Origin of the sequence: Halobellus sp. Atlit-38R, from assembly GCF_003665925.1 — an archaeon.
GTDB lineage: Archaea > Halobacteriota > Halobacteria > Halobacteriales > Haloferacaceae > Haloquadratum > Haloquadratum inordinatus.
On the sequence record NZ_QXIJ01000001.1, the window covers coordinates 306,488 to 324,151 of the forward strand.

General features: G+C 67.1%; 16 protein-coding genes. 12 read left to right on the forward strand and 4 right to left on the reverse strand.

What is annotated here, in order from left to right:
- Window positions 1–5 precede the first annotated feature (5 nt).
- A complete protein-coding gene (locus tag D3D02_RS01605) occupies window positions 6–1,118 on the reverse strand; it encodes a GTP-binding protein (RefSeq protein WP_121568246.1) in 1,113 nt (370 codons plus the stop codon).
- A 118-nt stretch (window positions 1,119–1,236) separates the two neighbouring features.
- Between D3D02_RS01605 and D3D02_RS01610 the strand changes: the two genes are divergently transcribed.
- The 7 genes from D3D02_RS01610 (at window position 1,237) to D3D02_RS01640 (ending at window position 8,776) form a co-directional block, all read left to right on the forward strand.
- On the forward strand, window positions 1,237–1,605 hold the full coding sequence (locus tag D3D02_RS01610) for a cox cluster protein (RefSeq protein WP_121568247.1): 369 nt from the start codon (window positions 1,237–1,239) through the stop codon (window positions 1,603–1,605).
- A 113-nt stretch (window positions 1,606–1,718) separates the two neighbouring features.
- A complete protein-coding gene (locus D3D02_RS01615; RefSeq protein ID WP_115821743.1) occupies window positions 1,719–2,102 on the forward strand; it encodes a DUF6684 family protein in 384 nt (127 codons plus the stop codon).
- Between the two features lie 162 nt (window positions 2,103–2,264).
- Window positions 2,265–4,016 carry a cbb3-type cytochrome c oxidase subunit I gene (locus D3D02_RS01620; RefSeq protein WP_121568423.1) on the forward strand — a complete coding sequence of 584 codons (1,752 nt, stop codon included), beginning with the start codon at window positions 2,265–2,267 and terminating at the stop codon, window positions 4,014–4,016.
- 345 nt (window positions 4,017–4,361) lie between these two features.
- Window positions 4,362–4,652: a cox cluster protein gene (locus D3D02_RS01625; protein ID WP_121568424.1), complete on the forward strand. Its 291-nt coding sequence runs from the start codon at window positions 4,362–4,364 to the stop codon at window positions 4,650–4,652.
- Between the two features lie 93 nt (window positions 4,653–4,745).
- Window positions 4,746–6,017, forward strand: a complete 1,272-nt coding sequence (locus D3D02_RS01630; protein WP_121568248.1) for a Single-stranded DNA binding protein — start codon at window positions 4,746–4,748, stop codon at window positions 6,015–6,017.
- Entirely contained in the window at window positions 6,014–7,861 is a 1,848-nt protein-coding gene (locus tag D3D02_RS01635) for a hypothetical protein (RefSeq protein ID WP_121568249.1), read from the forward strand. The genes D3D02_RS01630 and D3D02_RS01635 overlap by 4 nt, the downstream gene beginning before the upstream one ends.
- 3 nt (window positions 7,862–7,864) lie before the next feature.
- The gene (locus D3D02_RS01640) at window positions 7,865–8,776 is read left to right on the forward strand and encodes a metallophosphoesterase (protein ID WP_121568250.1); all 912 of its coding nucleotides are present in this window, start codon (window positions 7,865–7,867) and stop codon (window positions 8,774–8,776) included.
- Window positions 8,777–8,808: 32 nt separating this feature from the next.
- Here D3D02_RS01640 and D3D02_RS01645 read toward each other — a convergent pair whose 3' ends face one another.
- Complete coding sequence (locus tag D3D02_RS01645) at window positions 8,809–9,069, reverse strand: hypothetical protein (protein WP_121568251.1); 261 nt, start codon at window positions 9,067–9,069, stop codon at window positions 8,809–8,811.
- A 190-nt stretch (window positions 9,070–9,259) separates the two neighbouring features.
- Between D3D02_RS01645 and D3D02_RS21445 the strand changes: the two genes are divergently transcribed.
- Both D3D02_RS21445 and D3D02_RS01650 read left to right on the forward strand, forming a co-directional pair.
- Window positions 9,260–9,385, forward strand: a complete 126-nt coding sequence (locus D3D02_RS21445) for a hypothetical protein (protein ID WP_255410139.1) — start codon at window positions 9,260–9,262, stop codon at window positions 9,383–9,385.
- 69 nt (window positions 9,386–9,454) lie between these two features.
- On the forward strand, window positions 9,455–12,313 hold the full coding sequence (locus D3D02_RS01650) for a DEAD/DEAH box helicase (protein WP_121568425.1): 2,859 nt from the start codon (window positions 9,455–9,457) through the stop codon (window positions 12,311–12,313).
- Between the two features lie 60 nt (window positions 12,314–12,373).
- Here the strand turns inward: D3D02_RS01650 and D3D02_RS01655 are convergent, their stop codons facing one another.
- Window positions 12,374–14,572, reverse strand: a complete 2,199-nt coding sequence (locus D3D02_RS01655; RefSeq protein ID WP_121568252.1) for an AAA family ATPase — start codon at window positions 14,570–14,572, stop codon at window positions 12,374–12,376.
- 94 nt (window positions 14,573–14,666) lie between these two features.
- Between D3D02_RS01655 and D3D02_RS21450 the strand changes: the two genes are divergently transcribed.
- Window positions 14,667–14,801 carry a hypothetical protein gene (locus D3D02_RS21450; RefSeq protein ID WP_255410140.1) on the forward strand — a complete coding sequence of 45 codons (135 nt, stop codon included), beginning with the start codon at window positions 14,667–14,669 and terminating at the stop codon, window positions 14,799–14,801.
- 76 nt (window positions 14,802–14,877) lie between these two features.
- Here the strand turns inward: D3D02_RS21450 and D3D02_RS01660 are convergent, their stop codons facing one another.
- Window positions 14,878–15,783 carry a hypothetical protein gene (locus D3D02_RS01660; protein ID WP_147435562.1) on the reverse strand — a complete coding sequence of 302 codons (906 nt, stop codon included), beginning with the start codon at window positions 15,781–15,783 and terminating at the stop codon, window positions 14,878–14,880.
- Window positions 15,784–15,920: 137 nt separating this feature from the next.
- Between D3D02_RS01660 and D3D02_RS01665 the strand changes: the two genes are divergently transcribed.
- Both D3D02_RS01665 and D3D02_RS01670 read left to right on the forward strand, forming a co-directional pair.
- On the forward strand, window positions 15,921–16,829 hold the full coding sequence (locus tag D3D02_RS01665; protein ID WP_121568254.1) for an ABC transporter ATP-binding protein: 909 nt from the start codon (window positions 15,921–15,923) through the stop codon (window positions 16,827–16,829).
- On the forward strand, window positions 16,819–17,610 hold the full coding sequence (locus D3D02_RS01670; RefSeq protein ID WP_121568255.1) for an ABC transporter permease: 792 nt from the start codon (window positions 16,819–16,821) through the stop codon (window positions 17,608–17,610). Before D3D02_RS01665 ends, D3D02_RS01670 begins: the two co-directional genes overlap by 11 nt.
- Window positions 17,611–17,664: the final 54 nt, after the last annotated feature.

Consider the following 17,664-nt stretch of genomic DNA (forward strand, 5'->3'; position numbering starts at 1 on the left):
AAGCGTTACTTCCGGGCGACGACGCGCAGGACGTCCTCGTCCTGCAGTTCGTGGTCGCGGCCGACCTGTTGTTCGTCGTGCTTCGCGCTCGGACCGGTGACGCGGGCGAAGCGGAACCGTTCGTCGAGGGTGCCCCCGAGTTTTCTGAGCGCGTCGTCGACGGTGTTCTCGCCTTTCATCAGGACGAGCGGTTCGTCGTAGTCGACGCCGCGACCGGGCTTGTCCATATACACTCTGATCAGGCCGAGCGCCTCCCAGACCTTCTCTTTGAGGGCGTCGAGCCCCTTCTCGGCCTCGGCGCTGATGAAGATCGCTTCCTCGGGGTCGACGCCGACGTCCCGGAGGTTCTCCTCGACCGTCGGCAGGTAGTCGCGGTCGATGAGGTCCGCCTTGTTGACGGCGACGATCGAGGGCAGGTAGACGCGGTTGTCCATGATGCCGTCGATGAGTTCGTCGATCGTGATGTCGCCGCGGACGGTCACGTCGGCGTTGACGTAGCCGTGCTCGCGGAGGACGCTCGCGATCGTGTCGTCGTCGAGCGAGACGTCGTCGGAAGTCGTCACCTGAATGCCGCCCTTCCCGCGCTTGGAGATCGTGATGTTCGGCTTCGACGTGTCCAGGCGGATCTTGTTGTCGTAGAGTTCCCGCTGGAGGCGCTCGTAGCGCTCGATCTCGAACACCGAGAGCATAAAGACCACGAGGTCGGCGGTGCGGACGACAGAGAGCACTTCCTTCCCGCCGCCGCGCCCGCCGGCGGCCCCCTCGATGAGGCCCGGGACGTCGAGGATCTGGATGTTCGCGCCGTTGTGCTTCAGCATCCCGGGGTTGACGTCGAGCGTCGTGAACTCGTACTCGCCGACCTCGCTGTCGGCGTTCGTGAGCGCGTTGATCAGCGTGGACTTGCCGACGCTCGGAAAGCCGACGAGCGCGACGGTCGCGTCGCCGGTCTTCTCGACCGCGTAGCCGTGACCGCCGCCGCTGGAGGACCGATTTTCGAGTTTCTCTTTCTTCTCCGCGAGCTTCGCCTTCAGCCGGCCGATGTGCTCTTCGGTGGCTTTGTTGTAGGGCGTGTTCGCGATCTCCTCGCGGAGTTCGTCGATCTCTTCCTCCAGTCCCATCGGTTATGAATCTACGATCTGCGTCGAAAAAGGTGTTCTTTCCGAATTACGGCTCGGTCCCGTCGACTCCCTGGCACAAATCGAAGCCCTTTGTACCTCTCGGGACGTAGAGCCGATAATGGACGCTGAACCGGGACTTTCGGAGCAGTATCGGATGGCGAGCCCGTGGCCGCTGTTCATCGCGCTCGGGGTTCCGATTGCGGAACTCGGGATCCTCTTCGGGCTGTTTCCGCTCTCTGTCGGGGGATTGCTCCTGTTCGGCGGGAGCGTGGCTGGGATGGCCACAGAATCGAGTTACGCGCGGACGCCGTGGCGCGCGATGGTCGTCGTCGCGATCCCGCTCGCGGCGCTGGGGTTGGGATTCATCTACACCAGCATCAACCTCCCCGACCGCGGGTTCGCGATCATCGCCGCTGCCGTGATCCTCGTCGCTGGCGGTCTCGCGGGGTCGCTCTTCGCACAGGACACTGAGGAACCGGCGTACTAGTCGACCGACGCGCCGAACCGCTGGGACCGGCCGCGGCGAGACCCCGGCGCTGAGGTGGGCTCGGACCGCACGGAATCAATAACCTATTTTATTCTCCACCGGAAGAACCACCTATGGCGAACAAGATCTTCGATCGGGATACCCTGCTCGACCTGACGGTCAATATGGTCCCGCTGTTCATCATGGCGTTCTTCATCGTCGCTTTCGCCGTGGTCACACCGTTCGGGGTCGACCCGCTCGCGTCATCGCTTCAGTTCGGACTAGTAGCCGTTCCGTTCGTGCTGCTAGCGATTCTGACGTACTTTGCCGGGCGTGCCGTCGCCGGGAGTGAAATGACGGGCGAACTCTATCTGCCCGGCCAGGCAGGCGTCGAGGGTGCCAAACCGCTCGGTGAAGACGGCGAACTGATGAATCAATTCGACGAAGACGAAGAGCCCGAAGCGGCCGTCGAAGGCGAGGCCGACACCGACGACGCTGCGAGCGAAGACGAAGCCTAACGCGCTTCGAATCGACTTCTTCCCCTTTGCTGGACCGGTCGATCAGCGCCTGCGGTGTGAGTCGATTCGGAGGCACCATCACGGCGTCCCGAACCTTTCATTACCTTCCGTTACTCAGACACCCCTATGGAGGTCAACGGACAGTTAGCACTGACGGTTCTAATGGGGATCCTCCTCGTTGCCGTCGCCGCGTGGATCGCGCGGGTCGAAAACTGGCGCTCGTACAGCCCGATCGCTGGGGGCGGCGGGTACGGGCAGCAGGATAGCTACGTTTCCGAAGAGAAACCGTCTGGTATCATTCGCTGGTTAACGACAGTCGATCACAAGGACATCGGAATCCTGTACGGTGCGTACGGGCTCACGGCGTTCGCCGTGGGCGGCCTGATGGTCGTTCTGATGCGGGTCGAACTCTTCGACCCCGGGATGTCGCTCATCTCGAACACGTTCTACAACTCGCTGCTGACGAGTCACGGCATCACGATGCTGTTCCTGTTCGGGACGCCCATTCTGGCGGCGTTCTCGAACTATCTGGTGCCGCTTCTGATCGGCGCAGACGATATGGCGTTCCCGCGGATCAACGCCATCGCGTTCTGGCTGCTGCCGCCGGCGGCACTGCTCATCTGGGCGGGCTTCTTCCCGCTTCCGGACGTGCTCCCGGCACAGACTGCTTGGACGATGTACACGCCGCTGTCGGCGGGCGTCGGAGCCGGTAATCAAGCGAACGCCGGCGTCGACCTGATGCTGCTCGGCCTGCACCTCTCGGGCGTCTCGGCGACAATGGGTGCGATCAACTTCATCGCGACCATCTTCACCGAGCGCGGCGACGAGGTCTCGTGGGCGAACCTCGACATCTTCTCGTGGACGATCCTCACGCAGTCGGGGCTCATCCTGTTCGCGTTCCCGCTTCTCGGCAGCGCGCTCGTGATGCTGCTTTTCGACCGGAACTTCGGCACGACGTTCTTCTCCGGTGAGGGCGGCGCGATCCTCTGGCAGCACCTGTTCTGGTTCTTCGGACACCCGGAGGTCTACATCCTGGTGCTCCCGCCGATGGGGATCGTGAGCTACGTGATCCCGCGGTTCTCGGGACGCCGCCTCTTCGGGTTCAAGTTCGTCGTGTACTCCACGCTCGCGATCGGGGTGCTCTCCTTCGGCGTCTGGGCGCACCACATGTTCGCGACGGGCATCGACCCGCGACTTCGGGCCTCGTTCATGGCCGTCTCGTTGGCCATCGCGATTCCGAGCGCGGTGAAGACGTTCAACTGGATCACGACGATGTGGAACGGCCGGATCCGTCTGACGACGCCGATGCTGTTCTCGGTCGGCTTCGTCGCTAACTTCATCATCGGCGGCGTCACGGGCGTCTTCCTGGCGTCTATCCCGGTCGACTTAGTCCTCCACGACACCTACTACGTCGTGGGGCACTTCCACTACGTCATTATGGGTGCGATCGGCTTTGCGGTGTTCTCGGGACTGTACTACTGGTTCCCGCTGTACACCGATCGGATGTACCAGAAGACGCTCGCTAAGGCGCACTTCTGGCTCACGATGGTCGGGACGAACCTGACGTTCTTCGCGATGATCCTGCTCGGTTACGGCGGGATGCCGCGCCGCTACGCGACGTACCTGCCGCAGTTCGCGACGATGCACCAGCTCGCGACTGTCGGTGCGCTGCTGCTGCTGGCCGGACAGGTCATCTTCGTCTGGAACTTCGTCCAGTCGTGGCTCGAAGGGCCGAAAGTCGAGGACGGTGACCCGTGGAACCTTCGGGAATCCGGCCTCTACACGGCCGAGTGGGACTGGTACGACAAGAAACAGCAGACGGCGATTGCTGACGGCGGAGAAGAGAGCGACGAGACAGCGCTGACCGACGGCGGTCAGCCCGAAGGCGACGCGGACGACCGCGACGACGCCTAAACCGCTCGATCACTTCTTCACGTTTTTATTTTCGAATAGCGGCCGCGCTGTCGATCGGTCGTCGACAGGTGTCGCGGCCAGCGCGCTACGGGACGTACGACTCTGCCTGTGGACTCGCAGTCCGAGAAAGGAGACTCGACCGGCGTGTCTGTTAGACGGCGAGGAAGAGTCCGGTCGCGAACATCAGTACGGCGATTGCACCGAGGACGACTCCGAGGAGGTCCCTATCGCTCATATCGTCTCTTCGGTGCGCGCGGTCAAAGGTGCGTCGGTTGGCTGGCAACGATCGTGAACGGGTGGCTTAACCGCCCGCGTCGCCGAGGGAAACGCGTGAGCGAGACCGACATCTCGAACCAGCCTGGCGACGACGGCCGCGAAGGCGACGCCGGTGGGCGCAGCGGGAGTCGATTCGTCCTCGGACTGTACGCCGCGCTCGTCGCCGTGGGAGCCGCAGTCGGATTTCTGACCGCGACGTTCGTCGAGGGGCTTCAACAGCCAATGTTTCTCTTCGTCGTCCCGTTTCCGGCGACGCCGCTCGGCTTCGCGGCCTTCGGCGGACTGACCCTCGCGCTCGTCCTCGGTGTCCCCCTCGCGCTCGTCATCTACGTCTCCCGCGAGATCGACAGCGAGGGCTAATCAGGGCGCTGTCCGCGCCCGTCGACAGCGACGCGCTGGGAGCTTCCCGCCCCGCGACCCTTTTTATCCCAGGCGGCTGTAGTCCCACCGACGATGGACGTAGACGAACACGCCGAGGAGCTCGCCTCCGCCCTCGGGGTTGACAAAGCGGAGGTCAAATCCGACCTGGAGAATCTCGTATCGTACAGCGTCCCGATTGAGGAAGCCAAACAGAGCATCCGCCGGAAACACGGCGGCGACGACGGCGGCGGTGCGACCCCGACGACGAAAGACGTCGCCGACGTCACGACCGAGGACGGCAACGTCACCGTGACGGTGCGCGTGCTCTCGGTCGGTCGGCGCTCGATCCAGTATCAGGGCGAAGAGCAAGTCATCCGCGAGGGGGAGTTTGCGGATGCGACGGGGAAACTCTCCTATACGGCCTGGGAGGACTTCGGCTTCGAGCCCGGCGATTCGATCACCGTCGGCAACGCGGGAGTCCGCGAGTGGGACGGCGAACCGGAACTGAACATCGGCCAATCGTCGACCGTCGCGGTCGAGACGACACCGGTCGAAGTGCCCTACGAGACCGGCGGCGACACCGCCCTCGTCGACCTCCGATCGGGCGACCGCGGCCGCAACGTCGAGGTTCGCGTGCTCGAATCCGAGGAGCGCGTCATCGACGGACGGAGCGGAGAGACGACTATCCGTTCGGGCGTCGTCGCCGACGAGACCGGGCGACTGCCATTCACCGACTGGCAGGCCCGCTCGGAACTCCGCGAGGGTCACGCCTTCCGCTTCGAGGACGTGTACGTTCGGGAGTTCCGCGGCGTCCCGCAGGTGAACCTCTCTGAGTTCACGACAATCACCCCGCTGGCGCGCGAGGTCGAAGTCGACGACGAGGCGCCGCGGATGCACGTCGCCGAGGCGGTCGCCTCCGGCGGCCTGTTCGACGTCGAACTCGTCGGCAACGTCCTCGAAGTCCGCGACGGCTCGGGACTCATCGAGCGCTGTCCGGACTGCGGACGCGTGCTCCAGAACGGCCAGTGTCGGGTCCACGGCGACGTCGACGGCGAAGACGACATGCGCGTGAAAGCGATCGTCGACGACGGAACCGGGACGGTGACGGTGATCCTCGATCGCGAACTTACCGAGGACCTCTACGGCGGCACGATGGAAGACGCTATGGCGGCCGCCCGCGACGCGATGGACAAGGAAGTCGTCGCCGACGAGATCAGAGAGACCGTCGTCGGTCACGAGTTCCGCGTCCGAGGGAACCTTTCGGTCGACGATTACGGCGCGAGCGTCGAGGCGAGCGAGTTCGAGCGCGCGACGGAGGACCCGGCCGCGCGTGCGACTGCGCTGTTGACGGAGGTGCGGCCGTGAGCGACGCCGAGAACCGCCGCGAGGTGGCCCGACGCCTCTTCGCCGCGGAGTTCGACGACGCGACGCTCTCGTACTCCGAGGGCGAGGAGGAGCGCGCGCCCAACTACGTCGTGACGCCCACCGGCGCGCGGATCAATCGTCTGTTCGCCGTCGGCGCGCTCACCGAGGTCGAACAGGTCAACGACGACATCGTCCGCGGCCGGATCGCCGATCCGACGGGCGTGTTCGTCACCTACGCGGGCCAGTATCAGCCGGACGCGATGGGCTTTCTCGACCGCGCCGCGCCGCCGTGCTTCGTCTCGCTCACCGGGAAAGCGCGGACGTACCAGCCCGACGACTCCGATCGAATCTTCACCTCGGTCCGCCCCGAGAGCCTCAACGAGGTCGACGCGGACACGCGCGACCGCTGGGTCGTCGCTGCCGCAGAGGCGACGCTCGAACGCGTCGCGACGACCGCGGCCGCGCTGGCGATGGACGCCCGCGGCGAGGACCTGCGCGCGGCGCTCGAATCGCGTGGCGTCGACGCCGCGCTCGCCCAAGGCGTCGCGCTCGCGGTCGATCACTACGAACCGACCGAACACTACCTCGAAGCCGTGCGGACGATGGCCGTACAGGCGCTCGAACTGGTCGCCGACGAACGCGACTCCGTCGAGACGCCGTCGGTCGCCCCCGACGAAGCCGGACCGGACGAACTCGGCCCGCTGCCGACCGTCGCGGCCGCGTCGGCCGCACCGGGAGACACTGCTGCGTCGGTCACGGCGGAGTCGGCTGCAGCGACCGATACTGAGGCCGCAGCCGACTCCGTTGCTTCCGACGCGACCGAGTCGTCCGCGCCAGAATCCGCGGACGCGACGCCGGCGGACACGGCGCCAACGGACACGGCATCGGAGGAAGGCGCCGAAGCCACCGACACGGGCGCCGCCGCTCCCAACGCGGAGCCCACTACGGCCGACACAGAGACCACCGGGACCGCGACCGACGCCTCGGAGACAACGACCTCGACGGATGCGGCGGACGCTGGCGAGGCGACCGACGCAGCCGACGCGGTCGACAGGGACGCCGGAACCGCAGACGCTGACCTCGGCGGCACGGCTGCCGACACGCAGGCGACGCCGGGCGCAGGGTCGACCGAAACGGACGATCTCGGCGGAACGGACGATCTCGGCGACTTCGGCGCCGATGCCAGAGATGCTGATCTCGCTGACGAAGCGACGAGCGAGAGCGAGTCCGACTTCGAGACCGATTCGGATCTCGGTTCGGATACCGACGCGGACCCCGGTGCCGACGCCGGCCTCGACGAGGGCGAGATGTACGAACTCGACGAGGACGAGCGCGCAGAGATCGAAGCCGAGTTCGGCACCGAGTTCTCGACCGGCAACGAGGTCGACGAGCCCGGCGAAGCGGGCATCGACGTGCCGGACGTCGACGAGCTGGAATCGGAAGGCAGTCCGGCCGAGGAGGCGGCAGCGACGGCCGACGACACCGCATCGGACACAGGCGATTCGCTCACGGCAGATGCGGACGACAAAGCCCCTACAGAGCCCGCTGCGGAGTCCACTCCAGACTCACCGCCGGAGCAGCCGTCCGCCGAACCGGACGCGACTCCCGCGGCTGACGCCGACGACGCCGCACAGGAATCGGCCGCTGACGTCGACCTCGAAGGCGCCGCGGTGTCCGTGATGGCCGATCTCGACGACGGCGACGGGGCCGACCGCGAGGCCGTCGTCGCGACGGTCGTCGAGGAGTACGGCGTCGACCCAGACGACGTCGAAGACGCCATCCAGGAGGCGCTGATGAGCGGCCAGTGCTACGAGCCCGCCGAAGGGAGCCTGAAGGCGATCTGAGCCGTGCCGCGTGATTCCGGGGCGTCCGACGACGCCGACGCGGCCGCCGGCTCACTCGCCCCGACAGGAACGTCTGCGGACGGCTCCGCCGGCGGCACAGCGCAGCGGTCGCTCGTCGAGCCCGTCCCGGGAGCCCCGGCCGCTGTCGCCCGCCTAGGTGAGGAAACGGCGCTCGTCGTCGCCGACTACCACGCAGGCATCGAGGCCGGCCTCCGCTACGAGCGCGGCGTCGAACTCGACAGCAACGCGGCCGTCCGCCGCGTGCGCCTGCTCGGCCTCCTCGACCGAGTCGATCCGGATCGGCTCGTCGTCCTCGGGGATCTGAGCCACCGGATCGGGAACCCCGAGGGCGAGGAGGCCGACGAACTCGACGAACTGCTGGCGGCGGTACTCGATCGCGTGCCCGTGACGCTCGTCCGCGGGAACCACGACGGCGGCGTCGCAGAGCGCTTCGGTTCGGACAGCGGCGCGGGTGAGGCACCGAGCGACCACGCGAACCGACTCTCCGTCAGCGAAAGCGGCGGCGTTCGTCTCGGTCGCGTCGGCTTCGTCCACGGCCACACCTGGCCGTCCCGCGAGGTCGTCGAGAGCGACGTGGTCTGTATGGGCCACGAACACCCCGCTGTCCGGCTCGAAGACACCGTCGGCGGCGGGCGCAAAGAGCGCGCGTGGCTCCGCGGGCCGCTCCGGCCCGAGCCGTTCGCCGAGCAGTTGAATCTCGCTGTCGAAGACCTCGACTGGCACGACCCCGAACTCGTGATCGTGCCCGCATTCAACGACCGATCGGGCGGGACGTGGGTGAACGTCGACGGCCAGGGCTTTCTCGCGCCGTTCCTACCCGAGGCGCTCGTCGACGCCGACACCGACGCGTATCTCCTCGACGGCACACGGCTGGGGCCGTTCCGATCGGTGTAGGTGTCGGCAGGCTGGGCCGGACGCGCCGCGCCCTACACTGCGCCCACGAGTACACCCAGCGCGAAGAGGGCCGCTCCCGCGACTGCCGCGACGACGACGAGGTTCCACTCCTCGGGGCCGCCAGCCCGCTCGGGCTCGACGAGCGCGTAGCCGGCGCCAGCAACGAGGGCCGCGCTGCCGACGGTTCCGGCGACCGATCCCGGTTGTGACGCGCTGGCCGTCGGTGCGAACGTCGCTATCGAGAGCAGGCCGTACGTGAAGAGGGCGAGCCAGAACGCTCGTCGGGGATCCATACGACACCTGTCCCTCTCGGAGACAAAAACCGTCGTGGGTCGAACGCCGACGCCGACGGCCGGCGTGGCGCTTCGTAACTAGCTGTTTGCCACTATCACTGGCTGGTCAGCACCTCCTCAAAGGCTGGTCGGCACCTCGCCACGGGCTAGCCGGCGCCTCGTTTTTCCGTCTTCGGCGGCAATGCTATGTATGCGAATGTCAAGCAAGGTGCTGCTCGCCGGCGTGCTGGTGTTCGTGATTCCACTTCCCGGAACGTTCCTCCTCGGTGGTCTCGTTCTCGCGCTCGGTGGAGGACTTCGGTTGCTCGGCGCGTGAACAGGTCTCTCCTGGGCGGGTCGGCGTCCGAACGCTGCCCTTAATCCGGTCGCGCCGGTAGTGAACGCGATGGCTGACGGCACGTCAGCGCAGGGAATGGACGCGTTCACGGCGCTCGGCGAGTCGGTTCGAAGGGCGCTCTCCGAGCGCGGATTCACGACGCCGACAGAGCCACAGCGCAGAGCGATCCCGCCGCTGGCCTCGGGGGAGAACGCGCTCGTGATCGCCCCAACCGGGACTGGGAAGACCGAGACGGCGATGCTGCCCGTCTTCGACGCGATCGTTCGCTCCGACTCCGAGGAGCGTGAGGGGCTCTCAGCGCTGTATATCACTCCGTTGCGGGCGCTCAACCGGGATATGCGGCAACGGCTGGAGTGGTGGGGCGAGACCCTGGGTGTAGAGATCGACGTCAGACACGGCGATACGACGCAGTATCAGCGGCAGAAGCAGGCCGACGACCCGCCGGACGTCCTCGTCACGACGCCCGAGACGCTCCAGGCGATGCTGACGGGCAAGAAGCTCCGCCGGGCGCTCTCGGACGTTCGTCACGTCGTCGTCGACGAGGTCCACGAACTCGCCTCCGCGAAGCGGGGCGCGCAGTTGACCGTCGGTCTCGAACGTTTACGAGAGCTTGCGGGGCCGTTCCAGCGGATCGGCCTCTCGGCGACTGTCGGGTCGCCCGCGGAGGTGGGGAAGTTCCTCACCGGCGATCGGGGCTTCGAGATCGTCGAGGTCGACGTCGGCAGCGATGTCTCTTTCACCGTCACACACCCCGAGGTGACACCCGAGGACGAGCAGTTGGCGGGCCAGCTCGCGACCGACGCCGAGATCGCGAGCCACGTCCGCGTGATTCGCGACATCGTCCGCGACAACGAGTCGACGCTGGTGTTCGTCAACACGCGGCAGACGGCGGAGGCGCTCGGCTCGCGGTTCAAGAAGCTCGACGAGCCGATCGAGGTCCACCACGGCTCCCTCTCGAAGGACGTCCGCATCGACGTCGAAGACCGCTTCAAGGCCGGCGACCTCGACGCGCTCGTCTGCACGTCGTCGATGGAACTCGGCATCGACGTCGGGCGCGTCGATCACGTCGTCCAGTACGGGAGCCCGAGAGAAGTCTCGCGACTGCTTCAGCGCGTCGGCCGCGCCGGCCACCGCCGCGACGAGGTCTCACGCGGAACGCTCGTCACCGCCGAACCGGACGACACGCTCGAAGCACTCGCGATCGCCCGGCGCGCGGAGGCCGGCGCGGTCGAACCCGCGCGGATCCACCACGCCAGCCTCGACACCGTCGCGAACCAGATCGTCGGCGTCGTGATGGACGAGGGCGAGGTTTCGGCCCGTCGCGCCTACGAGCTCGTGACCGCCGCGTATCCGTTCTCGGACCTCGACGAGGAGACCTTCCGAGAGGTCGTGCGCGAACTCTCGAAGAATCGACTGCTCTGGCTCGAGGAGGACGCCGACCGCCTGGAGAAATCCGGCGGGACCTGGCAGTACTTCTACGCCAACCTCTCGATGATCCCAGACGAGGAGACCTACGAGGTCCACGACATCTCCTCGCGCGGCCAGATCGGGACGCTCGACGAGCGCTTCGTCGTCAACTTCGCCGAGCCGGGGGCCGCGTTCGTCCAGCGCGGCGAGATGTGGCGCATCAACGATATCGACGACGACGAGGCGCGAGTGAACGTCACGCCGATCGAAGATCCCAGCGGCGAGGTGCCCTCCTGGACCGGCTCCGAGATTCCGGTCCCGGCCCGCGTCGCGAACGAGGTGGGCGAGATTCGCGACGTCGCGGCCGGGCAGTTCGAGCGCGGCGCGTCGCGAGAGGCCGTCGCCCGCGATCTGAGCGCTCGGTACCCGACCGACGTCGACACGCTCGCGGCCGCGCTCGACCCGATCGAGCGGCAGGTCGAGACGGGCCATCCGATCCCGACCGCCGACCGGCTCGTCGTCGAAGGGCAAGCCCGGACCGTCGTCGTGAACAGTTGCTACGGGCACCGGGTGAACGAGACGCTCGGGCGGCTGCTCGCGGCGCTCGTCGGCCAGCGAACCGGCTCCTCCGTGGGAATGGAGGTCAGCCCGTATCGGATCGAACTCGAAGTGCCGACGCGTGCGTCCCTCCGCGACGTCACCGAGGTGGTGGAGACGACCGATCCGAGCCACGTCGAAGCCGTCCTCGAACTCGCGCTGAAGAACTCCGACGCGCTGAAGTTCACGCTGGCGCAGGTCGCCGCGAAGTTCGGCGCGCTCAAGCGCTATCAGGGCCGCGAACGCTTCGGCGCGGATCGGCTGCTGGCCGCGCTCGAAGACACGCCGGTCTACGACGAGGCCGTCAGGGAGGTCTTCCACGTCGACCTCGCTGTCGACGAAACCGCGGATCTGCTCGATCGACTCCGCGACGACGAGACGAACGTCCGACTGGAGACGGCCCGCGAGCGTACCCCGATCGGGACCGGTGGCCGGTCCAGCGGGCGCGAGCTCCTCGTTCCGGAGAACGCCGACGCGAGCGTGATCGAGGCCGTGAAAGAACGCATCCGGAACGACCGCGTGCGCCTGCTCTGTCTGCACTGTGCGGACTGGGAGCGGAAGACGAAGGTGCGTCGCGTTCGCGACCAGCCCGAGTGCCCCGAGTGCGGGGCGACCCGCATCGCGTGTCTGAACCCCTGGGACGAGGAGACCGTCACTGCGGTCCGCGCGGACGCCGACGACCGCGACGACGAGGCCGAGCGTCTCGTGCAGCGCGCGTATCGCTCGGCGAGCCTCGTTCAGAGCCACGGCAAACAGGCCGTCATCGCGCTGGCGGCCCGCGGCGTGGGGCCACAGACCGCCGCCAGAATCATCGGGAAGCTACGGGAAGACGAGGCCGACTTCTACCGCGACATCCTCGAACAGGAGCGCCAGTACGCCCGGACGCAGTCCTTCTGGGACTGATCTCGGTCGCGGAATGCGTCGAAAGAGTCAAAAAAGTCGAACGCGGTCGCCCGCGACCGCTCACGCCGACGGCTCGACGGCGTCGAGCGCCCCCTCGAAGTCCTCGCGTGTCAGGCGCACCTCGTCGGCGTGTTCGTTCGCGCGCTCGCCCTCGTAGGCGTCGGCGACGCGCTCGATCGCCCGCATCGACGCCTCGCGGACGACGGCGGCAACGTCAGCGCCGGAGTAGCCGTCGGTCATCGCCGCCAGTTCGTCGCGGTCGATGTCGTCCGCGAGCGGTTTTCCGTCGAGGTGGACGTCGAGGATCTCACGGCGGGCCGCCTCGTCCGGGGCGGGGACGTGCACGTGCGATTCCAAGCGGCCGGGTCGGAGCAGTGCGGGATCGAGCGCGCCCTTCCGGTTCGTCGCCGCGAGTACGACGAGGTTCGGCTGATCGGCGAGTCGGTCGAGTTCGGTGAGTAGCTGAGAGACGACGCGCTCGCCGACGCCGGAGTCGCCGCCCGCCGCGTCGCGGTTCGTCGCGACGGCGTCGATCTCGTCGAAGAAGACGATCGAGGGCGCGGCCTGTCTGGCGCGCTCGAACACCTCGCGCACCGCTTTCTCGGACTCGCCGACGTAGCGATCCAGGAGTTCCGGGCCGGCCACTTGGACGAAGTTCACGCCGCTCTCGCCCGCGATTGCCCGCGCGAGGAGCGTCTTTCCAGTTCCAGGGGGGCCGTGCAGCAGCACCCCCGTCGGCGGGTCCGCCTTCGCGGCGTCGAACAGCGGGCCGTACGTCAGCGGCCACGTCACGGCGCGTTCGAGCGTCCGCTTCGCATCGTCGAGCCCACCGACGTCCGCGAACGTCGTCGTCGGCGACTCCGCGACGTACTCGCGCATCGCCGAGGGTTCGACCGCCGCCATCGCGGCCTCGACGTCGGCGCGAGTCACCTGGAGGTCCGCGATGGGTGCGTTCACGTCCTCGCGACGCCCGCGACGCAGCGCGGTCATCGCGGCCTCCGTCGTCAGCGATTCGAGGTCGGCGCCGACGAAGCCGTGCGTCCGGGCGGCGAGGCGGTCGACGTCGACGTCGTCGGCCAGTGGCATCCGTCGGGTGTGGACTTCGAGGATCTCGCGGCGCCCCTGTTCGTTGGGGACGCCGATCTCGATCTCGCGGTCGAAGCGCCCGCCGCGCCGCAGCGCGGGATCGAGCGTGTCCACGCGGTTCGTCGCGCCGATCACGACGACGTCGCCGCGGGCGTCGAGGCCGTCCATCAGCGAGAGCAGTTGTCCGACGACGCGGTTCTCGACGTCGCCGCCGTCGTCGCGCTTGCCCGCGATCGAGTCGATCTCGTCGAAGAAGACGATCGCCGGCGCGTTCTCGCGGGCCTGGGCGAACTTCTCGCGGAGTTTCTCCTCGGATTCGCCCTTGTACTTCGACATAATCTCCGGGCCGGAGACGTCGATAAACGTCGCGTCGACCTCGCTGGCGACCGCCTTCGCGATCAGCGTCTTGCCGGTCCCGGGCGGGCCGTGCAACAGTACGCCTTTCGGCGGGTCGATCCCCAGATGCGCGAACACCTCCGGCTCCGAGAGCGGGAGTTCGATCATCTCCCTGACGAGGTCGAGTTCCTCGTCGAGACCGCCGATGTCCTCGTAGGTGACTGTCGGCGTCGACCCCGACCCGCTCGTGCGACCGCGCTGGTCGTCGCCGGCGGCGGTCGGTGTGCCGCTGGCCGAATCGCTCCCCGAGATCGAGGAGACGACGCGACTCAGCCTGCCTTCGCGCGTCAGTCGGAGTTTCGTCGCGTCCGTGACGCGGACCATCCCGTCCGGCGTCGTCTCGCTCACGACGAACGGGTCGTCGCTCAGCGACTCGAAGTGGATCTGACCGCCGGGTTTGATCGGCCGGTCGCGGATCGCGCGCTTTATCAGTTCGACCGCGCGCTCGTCGTCCTCGAAGGCGACGTCGCCCGGCATCGACAGCGTCACCGAGACGGCGCCCTCGACGTCGACTTTCCGGACGCGAACGGTCTCGTCGATCTTCGCCCCGGCGTTCGCTCGGGTGTCGGCGTCGACGAGGACGACGTGGTCGGGCACGTCCCCGCCGGCCGGCCACACTTTCGCCACCGTCTCTCGCTCGCCTGCGACCACGACGGTGTCGCCGCTGAGGACGCCCAGTCGGCGCCGCGCCGGTTCCGGCAGCCGGGCGATACCTCGGCCGGCGTCTCGCTTTTCGGCCCCGCGAACGGTCAGTTCGAGGCCCTCGTCCGCGCTCATACCTCTGCTTCGGCGCGCCCGCTCTTTTGTCTTGCCCGGGGTCGCCCGACGCCGCGGGGGAAGGGTTTTGAATCGTGGCATCCTCTCGCACGATATGGTGTCGACCGTCGAGCGGGACGGGCAGACGTGGTATCAGTGCGACGAGTGCGGACTGTTGCTCGACGACGAGACAGACGCCAAGGCTCACGAGGAGAACTGCGACGCGGAGGAACCGTCGTATCTACAGTAAGCGGGGAGTGCTGGAGACGGTGAGCGACTCCGCCGAGCGGTGCGCCCCGAGCACACGCGCCGCGTCGTGACCGCGATCACTGAAACACCAGCCAGCCGGCGGTCGCCACGACGGCCGCGAGGATCGCGAGGATGATGAGCGTCAGGAACACCTCGCCGACCGTCGTGATCACACCGAGGCCGACGACGAGCGCGACGACCGTGAGCGCGCCGAACGCCAGGCCCTCCCGGGGTGCGACGTCGGCTTCCGAGACGAGACGCTGGGCCTCGTCGGCCGCCGAGCGCGCTCGTTGTTCCCACTCCGAGCGGCTAGATTGACGACGCCCGCCGGTGGTGGCGGGTCCGGTCGCCTTCCGGTTCCCACCGCCGCCTGACGCGCTGTTTCCGGTTTCGGTCGTCGCACTCGTCGTCGACCGCGACGTCTGCCCGTCGGTCGTCGGCCCTCCCGACACCCCGTCTGTGCGTCCTTCGGCCGTGCCTGTGCTGGTCGTCGACGCTGCGCCGGTCGTCGATACTGCATCATCCGCCCCGCTCGAAGCCGCCGACGCTTCCGGGTCCTGCGCCGTCCGCGCCTCCGCGCTCTCGACGCTCCGACGTGCGCTGTCGTCACCGCTCGGAGACCGCTGGCTGCTCGGAGAACGCCGGCCGCTCGAACCCCCAGCCGAGTTGGCTTCGACGACGACGTTCACGTACTCCATCTCGGCGCCGTAGCCCGAGACGATCTTGAGCCGCCCGCTGACCTGTTCTCGGTCCGCGGCGACGCCGACCGGGATCCGGATCGTCTCCTCACCCTCGACGTAGTGGTTCACGGCGTCGATCCGCGCGACTTCCGAGAGAGCGTCGTCGAGGTGGATGTGGACGTGCACGGGGCCACCGGCGTTCCGGAGATAGATGTGAAACGGCCCGCTGACGGTGTGTGCGTCCGGCGCGTCGATCGCGTGGACTGCCTCCCCGTTCAGTTCCACCTGGAGCGACTCTGACACGTCCACACCGTCGTAGCGAACGTGTAAAAGCGTTCAGGTGACTCGGGGCGGAGGTCACAGTACTGCGATCACCGTCCGCTCTGCGGGGCCGCCGCTCTGACAGAGTTTTATTGCCCAGTGACAGGAATGGGAAGACGATGGCGACGATCGAGGTCCAGGGGTTGACGAAAGCGTACGGCGACACGCTGGCCAACGACGACCTCGAATTTTCGATCGAGCGCGGGGAGATATTCGGCTATCTCGGTCCCAACGGCTCCGGGAAGTCGACGACGATCCGGCAACTGATGGGATTTCAATCGCCGACCGCTGGCACCGCGACCCTGTTCGGCGCCGACATTCGGGACCAGGACGCGCTGCGCGAGGTGAAGTCCCGAATCGGCTTCCTTCCCGGGGAGCCAGCGTTCAACGGCTCGGTCACGGGCGAAGTGTTCCTCGACTACCAGGCGCGACTGAAGGGCGACTCACGGCGCGCGGAACTGCTCGAACTGTTCACGCCGCCGCTGGACCGGAAGATCCGCGAGTACTCGACGGGGAACAAACAGATGCTGGGGCTCGTCCAGGCGTTTATGCACGACCCCGATCTGGTGATAATGGACGAGCCCACGTCGGGGCTGGACCCGCTCAAACAGGAGGCGTTCAACCGCTTCCTCCGCCGGGAGCGCGACGACGGGCTGACGGTCTTCTTCTCCTCGCACGTCCTCGGCGAGGTCCGTCGCGTCTGCGACCGGGTCGGAATCATCCGAGAGGGTCGCCTCGTCACTGTCGAGACCGTCGACGACCTCCTCCAGCGCGGGGGCAAACGGGTCCGCGTGCACACCGATCCGCCGCTGACGAAAGCCGACCTCGGCCTGGACGGCGTCGTCGACTTCGAGGCAGAGGGTCGACAGGCGCAGTTCACTTTCACCGGCGACTACGACGAACTGTTCGAGGCGCTCTCGCAGCACCGCATCGTCGACGTCGAGATCGACGAACCGCCGATCGAAGAGGTGTTTATGCACTACTACGGCGGGCCGCAGCGAACGGAGGAACGCAACGATGCGACTTGACACGGCCCGTTACGAGGCCAGACAACGCGTCCGGGGGTCGCTCGCGCTGGCAGCGCTGCTCGGCGCGTTCTCGATCCTTATCGTCTATCTCTACCCCTCGATCGCCGAGGCGGGCGCCGACATCGACGCGCTGATCGAGGCGTTCCCCGAGTCGTTTCAGGAGGGACTCGGCGTCGAGGCCTACTCGACCATCGAGGGCTTCATCGCCGCGGAGCTGTATCAGTTCATCTGGATCCTCCTGCTCGGCCTCTATATGGCGTACGCCGCGGGCGGCACGTTCGCCGGCGACATCGAGTCGAAACGGCTCTATCTCGTCCTCGCGACGCCGGTGTCGCGAACGCGGGTCGTCGTAGAGAAGACGATCGCGCTCTTGACGCCGCTTTTGGTCCTCAATCTCGTGATCCCGCTCGTCGTCTTCGCCAGCACCGTCGCGATCGACTACCCGCTGGATCCGGTCTACCTGCTCGCGGTGCACGTGCTCTCGATTCCGTACCACCTCGTCTGTCTCGGCATCGGTCAACTGCTCTCGGTCACGTTCAGCCGCGGCAACACCGCACAGCTGGGCGGCATCGCGACGGTCTTCCTGCTCTTTCTCCTCGACTCGGTCACGGTCGGCACCGAACTCGAGTGGCTCGGCGACGTCAGCCCGACGCGGTACATCGACCCGACGGAGATCCTGCTCCACGAGAACATCTACGTCGGTGACTCGCTCCTGCTTTTCGCTGTCACGCTCCTCCTGCTGTTTCTCAGCGTCGTTCGCTTCCACGACCGCGATCTCTGACTGTCGTCGTCTGAGCTGTGGGCCCTGACGACACATTTTAAATGGAACCGCGTA